Below are 17,879 nucleotides of genomic sequence, written 5' to 3'. Positions count from 1 at the left end.
GGACGAGACGGTGGCTGTCGAACAGCAAGGGCCGGTGCCCGCCGAGGCACGGGAGAAGCACGCCCGGCTGGCCGAGCAGGTCGAGGAGCACCGCTTCCGGTACTACGTGAAGGACCAGCCGGTCATCAGCGACGGCGAGTTCGACAAGCTGCTGCGCTCGCTGGAGGCGCTGGAAGAGGAGTATCCGGAGCTGCGCACGCCGGATTCGCCGACCCAGAAGGTCGCCGGTCAGTACGAGACGGAGTTCACCGCGGTTGAGCACCGCGAGCGGATGCTCTCCCTGGACAACGCCTTCGACGACGAGGAACTGGCCGGCTGGGCAGAGCGTGTCGCGCGCGAGGTCAACACCTCCGACTACCACCTGCTGTGCGAGCTGAAGGTCGACGGCCTCGCGGTCAACCTCACATACGAGAAGGGCCGGCTGACGCGGGCGGCGACCCGTGGCGACGGCCGTGTCGGCGAGGACATCACGCCCAATGTCCGGACCATCGCCGACATCCCGGACCGGCTCGAGGGCGACCGCATTCCGGATCTCGTCGAGATCCGCGGCGAGGTCTACTTCCCGATGGAGAAGTTCGAGGAGCTCAACGCCCGGCTGGTCGAGGCGGGTGACAAGCCCTTCGCCAATCCGCGCAACGCGGCGGCGGGTTCGCTGCGCCAGAAGGACCCGAAGGTCACGGCAACCCGCCCGCTGCGCATGGTGGTGCACGGCATCGGCGCCCGCGAGGGCTTCGACATCGACCGCCTGTCGCAGGCGTACGGCCTGCTGCGCGAATGGGGCCTGCCCACCGCGCAGCACAACAAGGTTGTCGACTCCCTCGAAGGCGTACGGGAGTTCATCGCGTACTTCGGCGAGCACCGGCACTCCGTGGAGCACGAGATCGACGGCGTGGTCGTCAAGCTCGACGAGATCCGGCTCCAGGGGCGGCTCGGCTCCACCTCGCGGGCCCCGCGCTGGGCCATCGCCTGGAAGTACGCGCCGGAGGAGGTCAACACCAAGCTGGTCAACATCAGGGTGGGCGTCGGACGCACCGGCCGCGTCACGCCGTACGCCCAGGTCGAGCCGGTCACGGTCGCGGGCTCCGAGGTCGAGTTCGCCACGCTGCACAACCAGGACGTGGTCAAGGCCAAGGGCGTGCTCATCGGCGACACGGTGGTGCTGCGCAAGGCGGGCGACGTCATTCCGGAGATCCTCGGCCCGGTGGCGGATCTGCGGGACGGCAGCGAGCGGGAGTTCGTGATGCCGGCCGAGTGCCCCGAGTGCGGCACGGCGCTGCGTCCCATGAAGGAGGGCGACGTCGACCTGCGCTGCCCCAACGCCCGTTCCTGCCCCGCCCAGTTGCGTGAACGTCTCTTCTATCTCGGCGGACGCAAGTCGCTGGACATCGAGAACTTCGGCTATGTGGCCGCGGCAGCGCTCACCAAGCCGCTGGAGCCGCCCACACCGCCGCTGACCGACGAGGGCGATCTCTTCGACCTCACCATCGAGCGGCTGCTGCCCATCAAGGCGTACGTCCTGGACCAGGACAGCGGGCTGCCCAAGCGCGACCCGAAGACCGGCGAGGAGAAGGTCGTCACGGTCTTCGCCAACCAGCTCGGCGAGCCGAAGAAGAACGCCCTGGCGATGCTGGAGAACATCGCGGCGGCCAAGGAGCGCCCGCTGGCCCGGATCATCACGGGGCTGTCCATCCGTCATGTCGGCCCGGTGGCGGCCGAGGCGCTGGCCCGGGAGTTCAGGTCGATCGAACGGATCGAGCAGGCCACCGAGGAGGAGCTGGCGGCCGTCGAGGGCGTCGGGCCGACCATCGCCGCCTCGCTCAAGCAGTGGTTCGAGGAGGACTGGCACCGCGAGATCCTGCGCAAGTGGCGGGCGGCCGGCGTCCGCATGGAGGAAGAGGGCGGAGGCGAGGACGAGGGACCGCGGCCACTGGAAGGGCTCACCGTCGTCGTCACCGGCACCTTGCAGAACTACACCAGGGATGGCGCAAAAGAAGCCCTCCAGAGCCTCGGCGCGAAAGTGGCCGGTTCTGTTTCGAAGAAAACGGCCTTCGTGGTGGTCGGCGACAACCCCGGTTCCAAGTACGACAAGGCGATGCAGCTGAAGGTGCCGGTCCTGGACGAGGAGGGCTTCGCCGTACTGCTCGAACAGGGTCCTGACGCGGCCCGTGAGGCCGCTGTGCCTCCAGAGGCGTAACGGAGGGGGCGTGCGCGGGGCTTGGGAGAGGCTCGTACGGGAGCCCGGAGGGGGCGCACGGGGCGGGAATCAGACGCCGGAATCCGGGTCCGAACGACCGGTACAGGTCACCCGTTCAGCGCATACCAGAAGGATAAGGGTGGCCAGGTCGCATTCGGGCAAGAGCTGTAGAGCGCTGCCCGTCCGAGCCTTCTGCGGCCTACTGTTGAGATGTGCGCCTGTCGTGCACGGCTGCGTGGTGGGAATTCAGTCGTGGTGGCATGACAACGGGAGCCATCGCGAGGCATCGGCACCGCCGGCTGTGAGAGGGACGGGAATGAAACCGACCGAGAGCGCCGCCCTGGTCTCACGGCCGCGTGGATTCGCGGCCCTTGCGGGCACGACACCGCGACTGCCGGTCGTCGTCATCGTTTGCGCCGCGGCCCTGCTGGTCACCGGGATCGTCAGGGCGGTACAGGAGGGCCACGCACTCTTCCCCAACTCCGCGGTGGGCTGGTCGCTCGCGGTCCTCACCGCAATCATCGTGAGCCATCTGGTCGCGCTCGGCCGCGACCGCTGGTGGGGCGGCACCGGATCGGGCGCCGCCCTCACCCTCGCCGTCCTGCTGCTCTTCGGCTGGGTGCCCGCCGGCCTGGTCAGCCTCGCCGTCGTCGCCCTGGTCGGCGCGGCCCGCAGGCACCGCTGGCGCCAAGGCCTGCTGCACGGCTCCGTGGACATCCTCGGCATCGCCGCGGCGGGGCTCGTCCTCGCTGTGTTCGGGGTGCAGCCGAGCGTCGAGCAGCCCTGGTCGCCACTCGACTGGGGGATCGCTGCCGGCCCTGAAGTGATGCTCGCGGCCGCCGCCTATCTCTCGGTCACCCGGCTGCTGTTGTGGTATGCGCTGGCCCCGCAGGGCGGCGGCCTGCCCACCGCGGCCCGCACCGCCCTGCTGAGGCAGGGTCTTGTCGCGGTCGCCCTGCTCGGCATCGCCCCGCTGATCTGTGTCGTCGCGGTGGCGCTGCCGCTGCTGCTACCGCTGTTCGCCGTCCCGCTGATCGCCCTGGACTCCACGCTCTGGATCGCCAGGGCCAGGGCCGAGGAGCAGCTTCGCGATCCGCTGACCGGGCTGCCCAACCGGCAGTGGCTGCTGGAGCGGACCTGGGCCGCCCTGGAGGACGCCGAGGGCAACGGTGCCCGGTCCGCGCTCGTACTGATCGATCTCGACCGGTTCCGTTCCGTCAATGACACGCTCGGCCATCTCGCGGGCGACCGGCTGCTCCTGCAGATAGCCGACCGGCTGCGGCTCGCCCTGCCGCGCGGCGCCGAGGCGGCGAGGCTCGGCGGCGACGAGTTCGCCGTACTGCTCCCCACCGCCGACTCCACCACCAGCGCCCAGCGCGTCGCCCGCAATCTGGTGGCCGAGCTGTCGTCGCCGCTCGACCTGGACGGACTCACGCTCGTCCTGGAGGCGAGCGCGGGCGTCGCCGTCTTCCCCGAGCACGCGCACGACGCGGAGGGCCTGCTGCGGCGCGCCGACGTGGCGATGTACCAGGCGAAGCGGGACCGCACGGGCGTGGAGGTGTACGAGTCCAAGCGGGACAGCAACACCCCCGACCGGCTCGGTCTGCTGGGCGATCTGCGCCGGGCGCTCGACGCAGGCGACGTGGAGCTCCACTACCAGCCCAAGGTCCGCTTCGACGGCCATGTCGCGGGCCTGGAAGCGCTGGTCCGCTGGGTCCACCCGGAGCGGGGCCGGGTCTCCCCGGACGAGTTCATCGCCATCGCCGAGTCCTCGGGCCTGATGCCGCATCTGACGGAGTACGTGCTCGACACGGCCCTCGCCCAGGTCGCGAAGTGGCGCGCCCAGGGGCTGAACGTGCCGGTCGCCGTCAATGTCTCGCCGCGCGATGTGCACACCCCGGGCTTCGCCGGATCCGTCGCCGCGCGCCTTGCCCGGCACGGCGTCCCGCCCGGCGCCCTCCAGCTGGAAATCACGGAACACGTCCTCCTCGAGGACCCGCAGCGCGCCGCCGACACCCTCGCCGGCCTGACCGAGCACGGCGTCAAGATGTCCCTGGACGACTTCGGCACCGGCTACTCCTCCCTCGTGCACCTGCGCCGCCTCCCCGTCAGCGAGCTCAAGATCGACCGCTCGTTCGTCGCCCGGCTCGCCGTCGACAACGAGGACGCGGCGATCGTCCGCTGCACCGTGGACCTGGCCCACTCGCTCGGCCTGCTGGTGGTCGCCGAGGGCGTCGAGGACGACGAGACCTGGGAACGGCTGCGGGACCTGGGCTGCGACGCCGTACAGGGCTGGCTGGTCGCGGCCGCGATGCCGCCGCAGGAGACCACCGCATGGCTGCGGGCCAGGGGTGAGCGCGGCTGGCACCGCCCGGCCGAGCTGCCCGCCGCCTCGGACGCGGACGAGCCGTCCAGCCAGGTCGTCCCCTGACGTGCGGGTCCCTGGGCGCGGCCCGCCGACGGCCGTGCGGGACCCCGACCGGATATCCGTTTCGTGGGTTGTGGCCCGCGCCCCATAGGATTGGGCCAAACCACACACACTCCACCCCTGAGGATCGCTGCATGCCTGGCATTACGCGCGAGGAGGTCGCCCACCTCGCCCGGCTGGCGCGTCTGGAGCTGCAGGCCGAAGAGCTCGACCACTTCGCCGGACAGCTCGACGACATCATCGGCGCGGTCGCCCGCGTCTCCGAGGTCGCCGACCAAGACGTACCCCCGACCTCCCACCCGCTGCCGCTGACCAATGTCATGCGCCTGGACGAGGTCCGTCCGTCGCTCACCCCCGAGCAGGCGCTCTCCTGCGCCCCGGCCCAGGAGCAGCAGCGTTTCAAGGTGCCGCAGATCCTGGGGGAGGACTAATCACCATGACGGACATCATCAAGCTCACCGCGGCCGAGATCGCCGCGAAGATCGCCGCCGGCGAGCTCACGGCCGTCGAGGTCACCGAGGCTCACCTGGCCCGGATCGAGGCCGTGGACGAGAAGGTGCACGCCTTCTTGCACATCGACCGTGAGGGCGCGCTCGCGCAGGCCCGCGCGGTCGACGCGAAGCGAGAGGCGGGCGAGGAACTCGGTCCGCTGGCCGGCGTGCCGCTCGCGCTGAAGGACATCTTCACCACCGAGGGCGTGCCGACCACGGTCGGCTCGAAGATCCTCGAGGGCTGGATCCCGCCCTACGACGCCACGGTGACCAGGAAGCTCAAGGCCGCCGGCGTGGTCATCCTCGGCAAGACCAACATGGACGAGTTCGCCATGGGGTCCTCGACCGAGAACAGCGCGTACGGCCCGACGGGCAACCCGTGGGACCTGACCCGTGTCCCCGGCGGCTCCGGCGGCGGCTCCTCCGCCGCCCTCGCCTCGTACCAAGCCCCGCTCGCCATCGGCACGGACACCGGCGGCTCCATCCGCCAGCCCGCCGCCGTCACCGGCACGGTCGGCGTCAAGCCGACCTACGGCGGCGTCTCCCGCTACGGCATGGTCGCGTTCTCGTCCTCCCTCGACCAGGGCGGTCCCTGCGCCCGTACGGTCCTGGACGCGGCGCTGCTGCACGAGGTGATCGCCGGTCACGACCCGCTCGACTCGACGTCCATCGACGCCCCGGTTCCGCCGGTCGTCGAGGCCGCTCGGAGCGGCTCGGTCGCCGGAATGCGCGTCGGCGTCGTCAAGCAGTTCTCGGGCGAGGGCTACCAGGCCGGTGTCGTCCAGCGCTTCAACGAATCGGTGGAGCTGCTCGAGTCGCTCGGCGCGACGATCGTCGAGCTGGACTGCCCGTCCTTCGACCTGGGGCTCTCCGCGTACTACCTGATCGCGCCGTCCGAGTGCTCGTCCAACCTGGCCCGCTTCGACGCCATGCGCTACGGCCTGCGCGTCGGCGACGACGGCACGAGGTCCGCCGAGGACGTCACCGCGCTGACCCGCGAGGCCGGCTTCGGGGACGAGGTCAAGCGCCGCATCATGCTGGGTACGTACGCGCTCAGCTCCGGCTACTACGACGCGTACTACGGCTCCGCGCAGAAGGTCCGCACCCTCATCACCCGGGACTTCGAGAAGGCCTTCGAGCAGGTCGACGTGATCGTCTCGCCGACCACGCCGACCACCGCCTTCCCGATCGGCGAGCGCGCCGACGACCCCATGGCGATGTACCTCGCGGACCTGTGCACCATCCCGACCAACCTGGCCGGCAACGCCGCGATGTCGCTGCCCTGCGGCCTCGCGCCGGAGGACGGCCTGCCGGTCGGTCTGCAGATCATCGCCCCCGCCATGAAGGACGACCGGCTCTACAAAGTCGGCGCCGCCGTCGAGGCCGCCTTCGTGGAAAGGTGGGGTCACCCGCTGCTCGAGGAGGCACCGTCGCTGTGAGCACCCTTTCCAAGGCCAAGGGCTTCAAGAAGTCCAAGACCGGTACGTACCTGTCCATCGGCACCACCGCGTTCGGCGCGCTGAGTGTGATCAAGCAGGCCAAGAAGGCCCGCTCTGAGAACGACACGCTCCGGCTGATCGATGCCGCCGTATCCGCTGCCGCCATCGTCACCGGCCTGGCCCTGCTCTACCGCGAGCTGAAGCGCCTGGGCGACGACGACGTCCTGCTGGGCTGAGAGGGAAAGTTTCACCGTGACCGTCACTGAACTGGTGTCGTACGAGGACGCTCTCGCTGCGTACGACCCCGTCATGGGCCTCGAAGTCCATGTCGAACTCGGCACCAAGACCAAGATGTTCTGCGGCTGCTCGACCGAGCTGGGCGCCCCGCCCAACTCGCAGACCTGCCCCACCTGTCTCGGCCTGCCCGGCTCCCTCCCGGTCGTCAACGCGATCGGCATCGAGTCGGCCGTCAAGATCGGCCTCGCGCTCAACTGCGAGATCGCCGAGTGGTGCCGCTTCGCCCGGAAGAACTACTTCTATCCGGACATGCCGAAGAACTTCCAGACCTCGCAGTACGACGAGCCGATCGCCTTCAACGGCTATCTGGACGTCCAGCTGGAGGACGGCGAGGTCTTCCGCGTGGAGATCGAGCGCGCCCACATGGAGGAGGACACCGGCAAGTCGCTGCACGTCGGCGGCGCCACCGGCCGTATCCACGGCGCGTCCCACTCGCTGCTGGACTACAACCGCGCCGGCATCCCGCTGATCGAGATCGTCACCAAGCCGATCGAGGGCGCGGGCGAGCGTGCGCCGGAGGTCGCCAAGGCGTACGTCGCGGAGCTGCGCGAGCTCATCAAGGCGCTCGGCGTCTCCGAGGCGCGCATGGAGCAGGGCCAGATGCGGTGCGACGTGAACCTGTCGCTGCGTCCGCACGGCGTCGAGAAGTTCGGTACCCGCTCCGAGACGAAGAACGTCAACTCGCTGCGCAGCGTGGAGCGTGCGGCCCGGTTCGAGGTCCAGCGGCACGCCGCGGTGCTCTCGTCCGGCGGCACGATCATCCAGGAGACCCGTCACTTCCACGAGGAGGACGGCTCCACGACGTCCGGCCGGGTGAAGGAAGAGGCCGAGGACTACCGTTACTTCCCGGAGCCCGACCTGGTGCCGATGGCGCCGCCGCGCGAGTGGGTCGAGGAGCTGCGGGCGACCCTGCCCGAGCTGCCGCGGGTCCGCCGCAACCGGCTGCGCGAGGAGTGGGGCGTCTCCGAGCACGACATGCAGTCGATCCTCAACGCGGGGGCGGTCGACCTGATCGTCGCCACGATCGAGGCGGGTGCGGATGCGGCTTCCGCGCGCAAGTGGTGGATGGGTGAGCTGGCCCGCCGCTCCAACGAGGAGGGCGTCGAGCTCACCTCGCTTGCGATCACGCCGGCCCAGGTTGCCCGGGTGGCGGAGCTGGTCGCGGCCGGCGACATCAACGACAAGCTGGCCCGCCAGGTCATCGAGGGCGTCCTCGCGGGCGAGGGTGACCCGGACACCGTCGTCGAGAAGCGCGGCCTGAAGGTCGTCTCGGACGAGGGCGCGCTCGGCGCGGCCGTCGACGAGGCGATCGCGAGCAACGCGGCGATCGCCGACAAGATCCGCGGCGGCAAGGTCGCGGCGGTCGGCGCGCTGGTGGGCGCGGTCATGAAGACCACCCGCGGCCAGGCGGACGCGGCGCGTGTGAAGGAACTGATCCTGCAGAAGCTCGGCGTCGAGGCCTGACGACGAGCACCGCCAGGGGAGGCGGCGGCCCGCACCGACTGGTGCGGGCCGCTGTTTCGTGTCCGGCGGGGGAGCGGGGCCCGCGGTAACGCCGGGAGCCTGCGGCCCGGCGTTACCGGGCTACGGCGGGCCGTTGCCACAGTGGGCGTAGATCCCCCCAGGCGTCACCGGCTACTGCCGGCCCAGGCCCACGCTGGGCGGCGTGTGCGCACCGCAGCGGGCTGCTGCCCACCCAGGCGCGGCGCGTGCCGTAATTCGGGTGCGGGGCCGAGCCTCGGGGGTGGCGTGCGTTGACCCCGGCACTGGCACTGCGCGCCCGCTTCAAAGCGTGCGTCAGTGGCGTATGCCCAAGCCCGGCAACCACAGTTCGCCGCGGTCCTTGCAGCTGGCGTCCCTCGCTCGCAGTTCCTCCGGCTCTTTCGTGCCGCGTGCCCGCAGTTCCTTGACGGCCAGGCGGGCCACCGCCGCGACCTCCGCGCGCTCCGGGTCCGGGAAGTCCGTCTGCCACCAGCCCCGGTCGCGGGACTTCCAGCCGCGCGAGTGCATCAGGCGCGCCCGCTCCGGGCTGTCCTCGCCGTCGCGGTCGTCGACCGAGACATGCAGCCCGTCCTCAAGCGCGTACGAAATGAGCAGTTGCCGGCCGCGATCCGCGCCGCTGGTCACGCTGAAGCTCGCCCAGTCGTCGCCGACCTGCACGGAAAGCTGTTCCACCCACGCCGTGAGCAGCAACTGGAGGGCGCTCTGGAAGTGTTCGAGACAGGAGGCATGCCGGCCGCCTGGCCGCTCGGTCGGGCGCTCCCCGGGTCCGCTGCGGTCCAACTGCCAGCAGTACGGCAGGAAGTCGAAGTCGTGCTGCTCCTCCACCGACCAGGCGCCGCCCCACTCGAAGATGCGCCGCTCCTCGCGCTCCAGAGCGTCCGTGTCGTGGACCGACAGCTGCGCCCGGTGGCGGTTGCCGGCGAGCAGCACCACCCTTCTGCCGTCCCGCCAGCGGACATTGGGGCCTTCCGCCGAGCCGCCGTAGAGCGTCGGCTCCCCGATCCTGGCCACTATCGCGTCGTACACCTCACGGAAGGCCTCCCGCCGGTCCCGGAGCGAGGCGCCCGGATCGTATGCCAGCACGGGGACCGGGGCCCGGTCGAGGTACGCGTCGGGAGCGTCATGGAGCGTCAGGGCGTACTCCGCGGCGTCGCCGGGTGTCAGGGTCGGCCAGTTGGTCCCCGTGTTTTCCATACACCCATCGTGCCAGCCGCCGCTGACAACACCCGTCGCACGCCTGGGTATTCATCGCTCAGATCGCGCCGAAATCGCCTGCGTTCACAGGCCGGGCCCCGGCGCGACACACTCCGCGGTGTTGGAGGCGATGAACTCGCTCAGCCCGGCTGCTGCGCGTCCACCGCAGTACGCGCCCGCCCGCCCCTCCCGGGGCCTGAAGTCGTCGCGCGGACTCTTGGACGTTCACCGCCGCGCCCTCCACGGGACTTGCTCAAGTCATCCGGCCTCACTACGTTCCGGGCGGTAACACCGGAATCGGGAGGATCACTTGACCACGGACATCTCACGACGGCGTCTGTTCGCACTCGGTGGAGGAGCCATCGGCGCGGCGGCGGCCGGGTCGCTGCTCCCGCCGTCCCTGCAGGCGGCGATGGCAGCCGAGCCGCTGTCGGGCGGGCTGGGGGCGGTCAAGCACGTGGTGATACTCATGCAGGAGAACCGGTCCTTCGACCACTACTTCGGCACCCTGCGCGGCGTACGCGGCTTCGGCGACCGCAACGCCGTCGAACTCCCCTCCGGGAAGCCCGTCTTCGAGCAGCCCGGCCCGCTGCGCACCGTGCTGCCCTTCCCCGTGCGCGACGCTGCCGAGACGCAGAAGAAGGACCTCCAGTACATCGGCGACCTCGACCACTCCTGGAGCGGCGGCGCCAAGGCCTGGCGCGACGGCTGGATGGACGGCTGGGTCTCGGCGAAGACCGCCGCGACCATGGCGTACTACGACCGCCGCGACATACCCCTGCACTACGAACTCGCCGACACGTTCACCATCTGCGACGCGTACCACTCCTCGATCCATACGTCGACGAGCCCCAACCGCAACCACCTGTGGAGCGGCTGGACCGGCTTCGAGGCCGACGGCAGCCGCGCCGTCACCAACGCCGCGTACGCCGAGGGCACCCACCCCGGCTACTCCTGGCCGACCTACGCCGAGCGGCTCGAGCAGGCCGGCCGCAGCTGGAAGACGTACCAGGAGTGGGAGAACTTCACCGACAACAACATCGAGTTCTTCACGAGCTTCAAAAAGATCGCGCGCAAGGCGCTGGCCAAGGCCGGCGACTTCACCTTCATGGAGGCCTTCTACGCGAAGGTGCGCGACACCCAGGACACCGCCGAGCGTGCGCGGCTCCTCGCTGCGCTCGAAGAGGGCGTGGCGACGCTGAGCAAGAGCGAGCGGTCGCTCTTCGAGCGCGGGCTTCGGCGCGGCGAGACCGGCTCCCTCGCGGACCAGTTCCGCGCGGACGTGGCGGCGGGCACGCTCCCCGAGGTGTCGTACCTGGTGCCCTCCGCGATCGACTCGGAGCACCCCGGCTCCTCCTCGCCGATCGCGTCGGCCACCCTCGTCTACAAGGTGCTGGACGCCCTCGGCTCCCACCCCGACGTATGGCGGAGCACCGTCGTCCTGATCAACTACGACGAGAACGACGGCTTCTTCGATCACGTACCGCCGCCGGTCCCGCCCGCCGACAACAGCGATGAGCGCTGGCAGGGCAAGCCCACCGGCCTCGGCATCCGCGTCCCGCTGCTCGTCGTCTCACCCTGGTCGGTCGGCGGCTACGTCTGTTCCGAGGTGTTCGACCACACCTCGGTGGTCCGGCTGCTGGAGAAGTGGACGGGCGTCGAGGAGCCCAACATCACCCGCTGGCGGCGCGCCGTCACGGGCGATCTCACCTCCGCCTTCGACTTCCGGCGCGGCCGGCCGCAGCCCGACGTGGAGCAGCCGGGCGCGATCCCGCCGTTCACGGGACGCTGGCGGCCTGTGCCGCCGCTGCGGCAGCACATGCCGGTGCAGGAGGAGGGAACCCGGCCCGCCCGGCCGCTGCCCTATCAGCCCGACGCGTACGGCAAGGTCACGGGCAACGCCTTCACGGTGGCGCTCAGCAACAGCGGGCGCGCGAGTGCTCACTTCGCGCTCTATCCGTACGCCGGTGAGTTCCCCGTCCCGCAGCACAAGGACGTAAGGGGCAAGGCGCAATGGGCCGTACCCCTTACCGGCGACGCCTACCGCTTCACGATCACCGGGCCCAATGGCTTCAGGCGCGAGTTCGCGGGCGGCGTCGAGGGCGCCGCGCAGGTCTCCTCGTCCATCGACCACCATGACCGTGATCTGCATCTCGCCCTGCGCAACGACGGCAGCGGGCCTGTCACCTTCACGATCCGCCCGCTGGCCTACGTCGACGAGGCCGACCTCGACGACTGGACCCGCACCGTCACGGTCAAGGCGGGCCGCAGCCGCACCGTCGTGCACTCGGCGGCCGACGCGCACGGCTGGTACGACATCGAGGTGACCGCCGACCGGGACACCGGCTTCCGCCGCCGTCTGATGGGCCACATCGAGAACGGGCGGCCGAGCGTCTCCGGCTGAGGCTGCGGCTGGGCTGGGCTGGGGCTTAAGGCTGGGGCTGTGCGGGGCCCGGGACCTGTGTCCCTGCCCCGCCCGCGCACCTCCGCGACCGGGGCCCGCTCTGCCGGCTGCCGCGTATCAGCGCTGAGCCGCCCGAGCGGCGCGTGCATGCGAAGATCCCTGGGCAGCGCGCGGGCGAGGACGCACAGCTCGTGCCGTAACCGGGCCGGAGGAAGATGATGTTCGCTATATCGCTGGGTGACGACGGGGCGGAACTGCGGCCGCTCGAGCCCTGGCAGGCCGAGGAGTACCTCGCCCACATCGACCGGGGCCGGGAGTTCATCGGCCAGTACGTCGCACTCGCCGCCGTCGCTACGGATGTCGACTCGGCGCGGGCCTTCCTCCAGTCGTACGCGGACAAGCAGGCCGGGGACAGCGGCCGCATCTACGGGATCTGGCTGGACGGGACCCTTGTCGGCGGCGTCCTGTTCCGCATCTGGGACATCGAGAGCGGCGCGTGCGAGGCGGGCTGCTGGCTGGAGCCGTCGGCCGCCGGGCGCGGGCTCGTCACACGGGCCGCGCGCGTGATCATCGACTGGGCGGTGTACGAGCGGGAAATGCACCGTGTCGAATGGCAGGTTGCCGCGGGGAACACCGCGAGCATCAACGTCGCCAAGCGGCTGGGGATGGTGCGGGACGGGGTGCTGCGGGAGAGCTACCCGTACAGGGGCGTACGGCACGATATGGAGGTCTGGTCGGTGCTGGGGCCGGAGTGGCGGGAGCTACGGGCGCGGGAAGATCGCTGAGGGGCCGGCCGTTGAGGAGCGGGTCGTTAAGAGGACTCTCAGAATCGGCCCCTAGCGTGCGGCGCATGAACCCCACCGAGACCAAAGAAACCACAGAGACGGAAGAGGCCACGGCCGTGACCGGGACGTCCGGCAAGGGGGCCGCCGAGCCGGTCGAGTCCACCGGGCACGACACCGAGGTCGGTACCGCCGAAGCCGAGGACATCGAGGACACCGAAGAGACGCCGCGCGCCTCCGCCGGCCTCGCAGCCGCCGCCGCGGGCGTCGTCTCGGCCGGCCTCGGCGTCGTGGCGCTCAGCGGCAGCTGGATCGGCACAATCGCGGCCGAGCGGCAGGCGCTTATCGGGCAGATCAAGACCTCGCAGGGCGGCACCCCCGCCCAGCAGATATCCGCGATCTACGGCGACGCCTGGCACAGCACCGCCCTGTTCAACGGCATCTTCGCGCTGCTCGCGCTGATCGTCGGCCTGGCTGTGTTCGCCCTGCCGCAGAAGGCCGGCTGGGTACGGGCCTTCGCCGTGGCCGGAGTCGTACTGGGTGGCCTGGGGCTGATCGTCTCCGCCGGTATGTACTTCGACATCTTCCTGGCATTGCCCAGCACAGGCTCGTAGCCCGCTCTCGAAACCCGTTGGTGCGTCTGTCCCGTCCGGTGCTGCAATGAGCGGATGGATCATGACGCGGTACTCCGCCTGTTCGACCACCGGATGCGGCAGCGTGGCGAGGGGGCCGAGCGGGTCGGTGACGTGGTGCGACAGGTCGGTGCCGACGGCGACTGGAACGGCGTCGTCTGGTCCGGCCTGCACCCCACCACGGCCGACGCCGCGATCGCCGAGCAGGTGCGGTTCTTCACCGCGCTGGGGCGGGACTTCGAGTGGAAGCTGTACTCCTACGACCTGCCCGACGACCTCGGCGCACGGCTGCGGGCGGCCGGGTTCACACCCGAACCCGAAGAAACCCTGATGGTCGCCGAGATCGTCGACCTGCCCACCGACGCCGAACTCCCCGACGGCGTCCGGCTGGAAGCGGTCACCGGCTCGGCGGGTGTGGATCTCCTGGCCGACGTGCATGAGCAGGCCTTCGGCACGAGCGGGGTCCGGCTGCGCGAACAGCTCCTCGCCCAGCTGGCCAAGTCCCCGGACACCATCGCCATGACCGTCGCGCTGGCGGGCGAACAGCCGGTCTGCGGGGCGCGGATGGAGCTCCACCCGGGCACCGGGTTCGCGAGCCTCTGGGGCGGCGGCACCCTGGCCGCCTGGCGCGGCCGTGGTATCTACCGGGCGCTGATCGCCCACCGGGCTCGTATCGCCGCCGCGCGCGGCCACCGCTTCCTGCAGGTCGACGCCTCCAGCCAGAGCCGCCCGATCCTGCGAAGGCTCGGCTTCGCCCCGCTGAGCACGACCACTCCGTACGTCTACGAGCAGCGGCCTTAAGGCCGGGCGGGCAGGGACCCCAAGGCCGGGCGGGCAGCGGCCCCAAGGCCGGGCGGTCAGGGGCCTTAGACAGGAGGCATACGCATCCCCACCGCGTCTAAGGACCCGCGCCGCGCGAAGATGCGGCACCCTCCCGATGTGATGGACCCCCCTGGGCGACGAGAGTCGAGGCATCGCAAGACGCCGAGAGAAATCGCAACCAGGGAGTACGAGATGTTCCACTACGAGATCCAGCTCCGCCAGGCCGAGTTGATCCGTGAGGCCGAGACCGAGCGGCTGGCCCGGCAGGTGCGTAAGGCTCGCGGCGCCGCCAGGCGGCGCGCCAAGGACGCGGAAGGCCGGGTGAGTTCGGCCGACGACCGCTTCACACGCGCCGCCTGAGGAGGCGTGACCTCGCGTGATGACTGCCATTCCGATCAAAGCTGCGGTGATGTCAGAGGGCTGTGCGATGCTCGGCGACGTGGAGACCAGGTCCGTCAGCCCGGTGTTCGTCGGCCGCGCCGGCGAACTGACCGCGCTCACCAACGCGCTTTCCCGCGCCGCCACGGGAGAGCCACAGGCTTTGCTCGTCGGCGGTGAGGCAGGGGTCGGCAAGACCCGGCTCGTCGAGGAGTTGTTCGCCGAGGCGTGCCGCCGCGAGGTTGTCGTCGCGGTCGGTGGGTGCGTCGAGATCGGCGCGGACGGGCTGCCGTTCGCGCCGTTCTCGACCGCGCTGCGCACGCTCCACCGCCGACTGCCCAAGCAACTGGCCGAGGCCGCCGCCGGCCAGGAGGACGAGCTGGCGCGGCTGTTGCCCGAGCTGGGGGAGACGCCCCGCGGACAGCAGGGCAGGCACGACGAGGAAGGCATGGCCCGCCTCTTCGAGCTCACCGCGCGGCTGCTGGAGCGGATCGCCGCGGACCGCACGATCGTCCTGGTGCTCGAGGACCTGCACTGGGCCGACGCCTCCACCCGCCATCTGCTCGCCTACCTCTTCCGCACACTCCGCCTCGGCCGGCTCGTCGTGATCGCGACGTACCGCTCCGACGACGTCCACCGGCGCCATCCGCTGCGGCCCTTCCTCGCCGAACTCGACCGGATGCGCACGGTCCAGCGCATCGAGCTGACCCGCTTCAACCGCGGCGAGGTTCACCGGCAGATGGCCGGGATCCTCGCCGCCGAGCCCGAACCGGCCGCGGTGGACCGGGTCTTCGAGCGATCGGACGGCAATGCGTTCTTCGTCGAGGAGCTCGCCTGCAGCATGGCCGACGGCTGCGCCGCGGGGCTGAGCGACTCCCTGCGCGACATCCTCCTCGTACGCGTCGAGGCGCTGCCGGAGGACGCCCAGCGAGTGGCGCGGATCGTCGCGGAGGGCGGCTCGACCGTGGAGTACGGGCTGCTGCACGCTGTCGCCCGGCTGTGCGAGGACGACCTGATCGAGGCGCTACGGTCCGCGGTGGGCGCGAACATCCTGCTGGCCACGCCGGACGGCGACGGGTACCGCTTCCGGCACTCCCTCGCGCGCGAGGCCGTGGGCGATGATCTGCTGCCCGGCGAGCGCTCCCGGCTCAGTCGGCGCTACGCGGAGGCGCTGGAGGCGGACCCGTCGCTCGTACGGCGCGAGGAGCGGGCCACGCGGCTGGCCAGCTACTGGTACCACGCGCACGACGCCGCGAAGGCCCTCCCCGCCGTGCTGAGCGCCTCGGTAGAGGCGCGGCGCCGGCATGCTTACGCCGAGCAACTGCGGCTGCTCGAGCGGGCTATGGAGCTGTGGGACAGCGCGCCGGAAGAGGTGCGGGCTGCGCTGCGGCCGGTCGACTACGCGGAGGCGTACCCTCCGTGCGGTTGCGATCCGGCCACCACGCCGCTGCGCTTCCTCGATCTGATGGCCGAGGCGTCCGTCGCGGGCCGGCTCAGTGGTGAGCGTGAACGCGCACTGAAGATCACCAAGCGTGGGCAGCGACTGGCGGAGGCGGAGGACGACCCGCTGCGCGGCGCCTGGTTCTCCGTCCAGCGCTCCCGGCTCGTCTCGTCGCTGGGCCGCGGCGACGGGTGGGCGGAGCTGGCGGCCGCGCAGGAGCTGGTGCGCGGTCTGCCGCCGTCCGCCGTCCACGCGGAGGTGCTCGCGGAGGCGGCGAGCTGGGGCATGGTGCACGACCCGGGGCCTGGCAGTCTGGCGACCGCCGAGCTCGCCCTGGAGTACGCGCGCATGGTCGGCGAGGAGGACAACGAGCTACGGGCCCGCCTCACCCTCGGCAGCCTCATGGTCGACGCGGGCAGCGTCGACGAGGGGCTCGCGCAGATGTACGCGGTCAAGGAGCGGGCAGTCGCGCTCGACCTGCCCGCGCACGTGGGGCGTACGCATGTGAATCTGCCGTCCGTGCTGGAGGGCGTGGGCCGCTCGCGCGAGGCAGTCGACATACTCGCCGAGGGCGTCGAACTCTCCCGGAAGTACGGCCTGTTGGACACCGAGGCCTGGATTCTGGGCAACATCGCCGAGTCGTACGGCTCGCTCGGGCGCTGGGACGAGATGGCCGAGGCCGCGGAGCGGGCGTCGCGGATAGCCCTGAGCCCCAAACCCCGGGGGTTCGCAGCGACCCGGTGCGCCTACCTGGCCCTCGACCGGGGCGACACGGCGAAGGCGGCCGAGCATCTGGAGGCGGCGCGCGCGCACTTCGGGCCCAACGACCCGATGCCGCAGACCTCCGTCCCCCTGCACACCCTGGGCTTGAGCGTCGCGGCGGCGCAGGGGCGCGTGCTGGACGCCCGGGCCGAGTTCGAACGGGCGGTGACGGCGGGCTTCCCGCCCGGCACCCAGCGGTTCGCCTGGCCGCTGCTGCGCGCCGCGGCCACGCTGGAGGCCGATACGCGCGGCCTGCCCACCGCGGAGTCCGGCCGCGCCGAGGCGTTGGAACGGATGCGCAAGGCGGCCAGAACGCTCGTCACCGCGGTCCCGGTATGGATGGCCCACGAGCGCTGGGTCCGCGCGGAACTGCTGCGCGCCGAGGGTCGGGACACGGCCGTCGACTGGGCCGAGGCCGGCACGGCCTTTGAGGCGCTGGAGCGCCCGTACGACCTTGCGAGGGTCCGCCACCGCTGGGCGGAGGCGCTGCTTCAGTCGGACCGCGCGCAGGCGACTCAGCTGCTGCGGCAGGCGGCGGCGACGGCCCAGCAGCTGTGCGCGCGCCCCCTGTCCGAGGACATCGCCCTGCTTGCCCAGCGCGCCCGCATCCCCCTCACCGACGCCCCGGCTCCTGCCACGGTCGCCACTGCGTCGCGGGGCCCGGCGCTCGGCCTGACCCGCCGCGAGGAGGTTGTCCTCCGCCTGGTCGCGGCGGGCCGCAGCAACCGTCAGATCGCCGAGGAGCTGTTCATCTCTCCGAAGACGGCGAGCGTCCACGTCTCCAACATCCTGGCCAAACTGGGCGTCTCGGGCCGCGGCGAAGCAGCGGCCCTGGCCCACCGCCTGCGCCTCTTCCCGCCCGCGGGCGAGGAGCAGTCGGCGGCATCAGCCTGAGCAAGCGGCGGGCGCGGGGCCGGGCGCCAAGGACCCACATCCGCCCGCGCCTCGCCCCGGGCGTCCGGTGCCTACGCCGGGCAGGCGCGCCCAGCGGCGGCCGCGTACCGCGCCTGGGAGTCGCCCCCACGGCCCGTGCCCGCGCTTGGAAGGGGCCCGCCCCGGGCGTCCGGTGCCTACGCCGGGCAGGCGCGCCCAGCGGCGGCCGCGTACCGCGC

General features: G+C 71.3%; 13 protein-coding genes. 12 read left to right on the top strand and 1 reads right to left on the bottom strand.

Annotation, left to right across the window (positions count from 1 at the left end; translation table 11 throughout):
* Nucleotides 1-10: 10 nt before the first annotated feature.
* The 6 genes from ligA to gatB all read left to right on the top strand — a co-directional run bounded on the left by ligA (nt 11) and on the right by gatB (nt 8,313).
* Nucleotides 11-2,194 (top strand): NAD-dependent DNA ligase LigA, encoded by a 2,184-nt coding sequence (ligA, locus tag J7E87_RS11340; protein WP_215092681.1) that lies wholly within the window; start codon nt 11-13, stop codon nt 2,192-2,194.
* Nucleotides 2,195-2,510: 316 nt separating this feature from the next.
* Entirely contained in the window at nt 2,511-4,625 is a 2,115-nt protein-coding gene (locus J7E87_RS11335) for a bifunctional diguanylate cyclase/phosphodiesterase (RefSeq protein ID WP_215092679.1), read from the top strand.
* A 131-nt stretch (nt 4,626-4,756) separates the two neighbouring features.
* Nucleotides 4,757-5,053, top strand: coding sequence for an Asp-tRNA(Asn)/Glu-tRNA(Gln) amidotransferase subunit GatC (gene gatC, locus J7E87_RS11330; protein WP_215092677.1), 297 nt, complete (start codon nt 4,757-4,759; stop codon nt 5,051-5,053).
* 5 nt (nt 5,054-5,058) lie between these two features.
* Nucleotides 5,059-6,552, top strand: coding sequence for an Asp-tRNA(Asn)/Glu-tRNA(Gln) amidotransferase subunit GatA (gene gatA, locus J7E87_RS11325; RefSeq protein ID WP_215092675.1), 1,494 nt, complete (start codon nt 5,059-5,061; stop codon nt 6,550-6,552).
* The gene (locus tag J7E87_RS11320; protein WP_215092674.1) at nt 6,549-6,788 is read left to right on the top strand and encodes a hypothetical protein; all 240 of its coding nucleotides are present in this window, start codon (nt 6,549-6,551) and stop codon (nt 6,786-6,788) included. Before gatA ends, J7E87_RS11320 begins: the two co-directional genes overlap by 4 nt.
* A 16-nt stretch (nt 6,789-6,804) precedes the next feature.
* Nucleotides 6,805-8,313: an Asp-tRNA(Asn)/Glu-tRNA(Gln) amidotransferase subunit GatB gene (gene gatB, locus J7E87_RS11315; RefSeq protein ID WP_215092672.1), complete on the top strand. Its 1,509-nt coding sequence runs from the start codon at nt 6,805-6,807 to the stop codon at nt 8,311-8,313.
* A 333-nt stretch (nt 8,314-8,646) separates the two neighbouring features.
* Here gatB and J7E87_RS11310 read toward each other — a convergent pair whose 3' ends face one another.
* Nucleotides 8,647-9,546, bottom strand: a complete 900-nt coding sequence (locus J7E87_RS11310) for a hypothetical protein (protein WP_215092670.1) — start codon at nt 9,544-9,546, stop codon at nt 8,647-8,649.
* Between the two features lie 310 nt (nt 9,547-9,856).
* Here J7E87_RS11310 and J7E87_RS11305 point away from each other — a divergent pair, with 310 nt between their 5' ends.
* The 6 genes from J7E87_RS11305 (at nt 9,857) to J7E87_RS11280 (ending at nt 17,661) form a co-directional block, all read left to right on the top strand.
* Nucleotides 9,857-11,950, top strand: coding sequence for a phosphocholine-specific phospholipase C (locus tag J7E87_RS11305; protein WP_215092668.1), 2,094 nt, complete (start codon nt 9,857-9,859; stop codon nt 11,948-11,950).
* Nucleotides 11,951-12,168: 218 nt separating this feature from the next.
* Entirely contained in the window at nt 12,169-12,735 is a 567-nt protein-coding gene (locus tag J7E87_RS11300) for a GNAT family N-acetyltransferase (protein WP_215092934.1), read from the top strand.
* Between the two features lie 65 nt (nt 12,736-12,800).
* Nucleotides 12,801-13,346: a hypothetical protein gene (locus J7E87_RS11295; protein WP_215092666.1), complete on the top strand. Its 546-nt coding sequence runs from the start codon at nt 12,801-12,803 to the stop codon at nt 13,344-13,346.
* A gap of 54 nt (nt 13,347-13,400) precedes the next feature.
* Nucleotides 13,401-14,165: a GNAT family N-acetyltransferase gene (locus J7E87_RS11290; protein WP_215092664.1), complete on the top strand. Its 765-nt coding sequence runs from the start codon at nt 13,401-13,403 to the stop codon at nt 14,163-14,165.
* Nucleotides 14,166-14,378: 213 nt separating this feature from the next.
* Nucleotides 14,379-14,546, top strand: a complete 168-nt coding sequence (locus J7E87_RS11285; protein WP_215092662.1) for a hypothetical protein — start codon at nt 14,379-14,381, stop codon at nt 14,544-14,546.
* 67 nt (nt 14,547-14,613) lie between these two features.
* Nucleotides 14,614-17,661: a helix-turn-helix transcriptional regulator gene (locus tag J7E87_RS11280; protein ID WP_215092932.1), complete on the top strand. Its 3,048-nt coding sequence runs from the start codon at nt 14,614-14,616 to the stop codon at nt 17,659-17,661.
* Nucleotides 17,662-17,879: the final 218 nt, after the last annotated feature.

This window comes from Streptomyces sp. ISL-1 (genome assembly GCF_018614585.1).
GTDB lineage: Bacteria > Actinomycetota > Actinomycetes > Streptomycetales > Streptomycetaceae > Streptomyces > Streptomyces maoxianensis.
The sequence above is the reverse complement of the archived record's forward strand: the minus strand, read 5'-3'. Positions and strand labels throughout refer to the sequence as shown.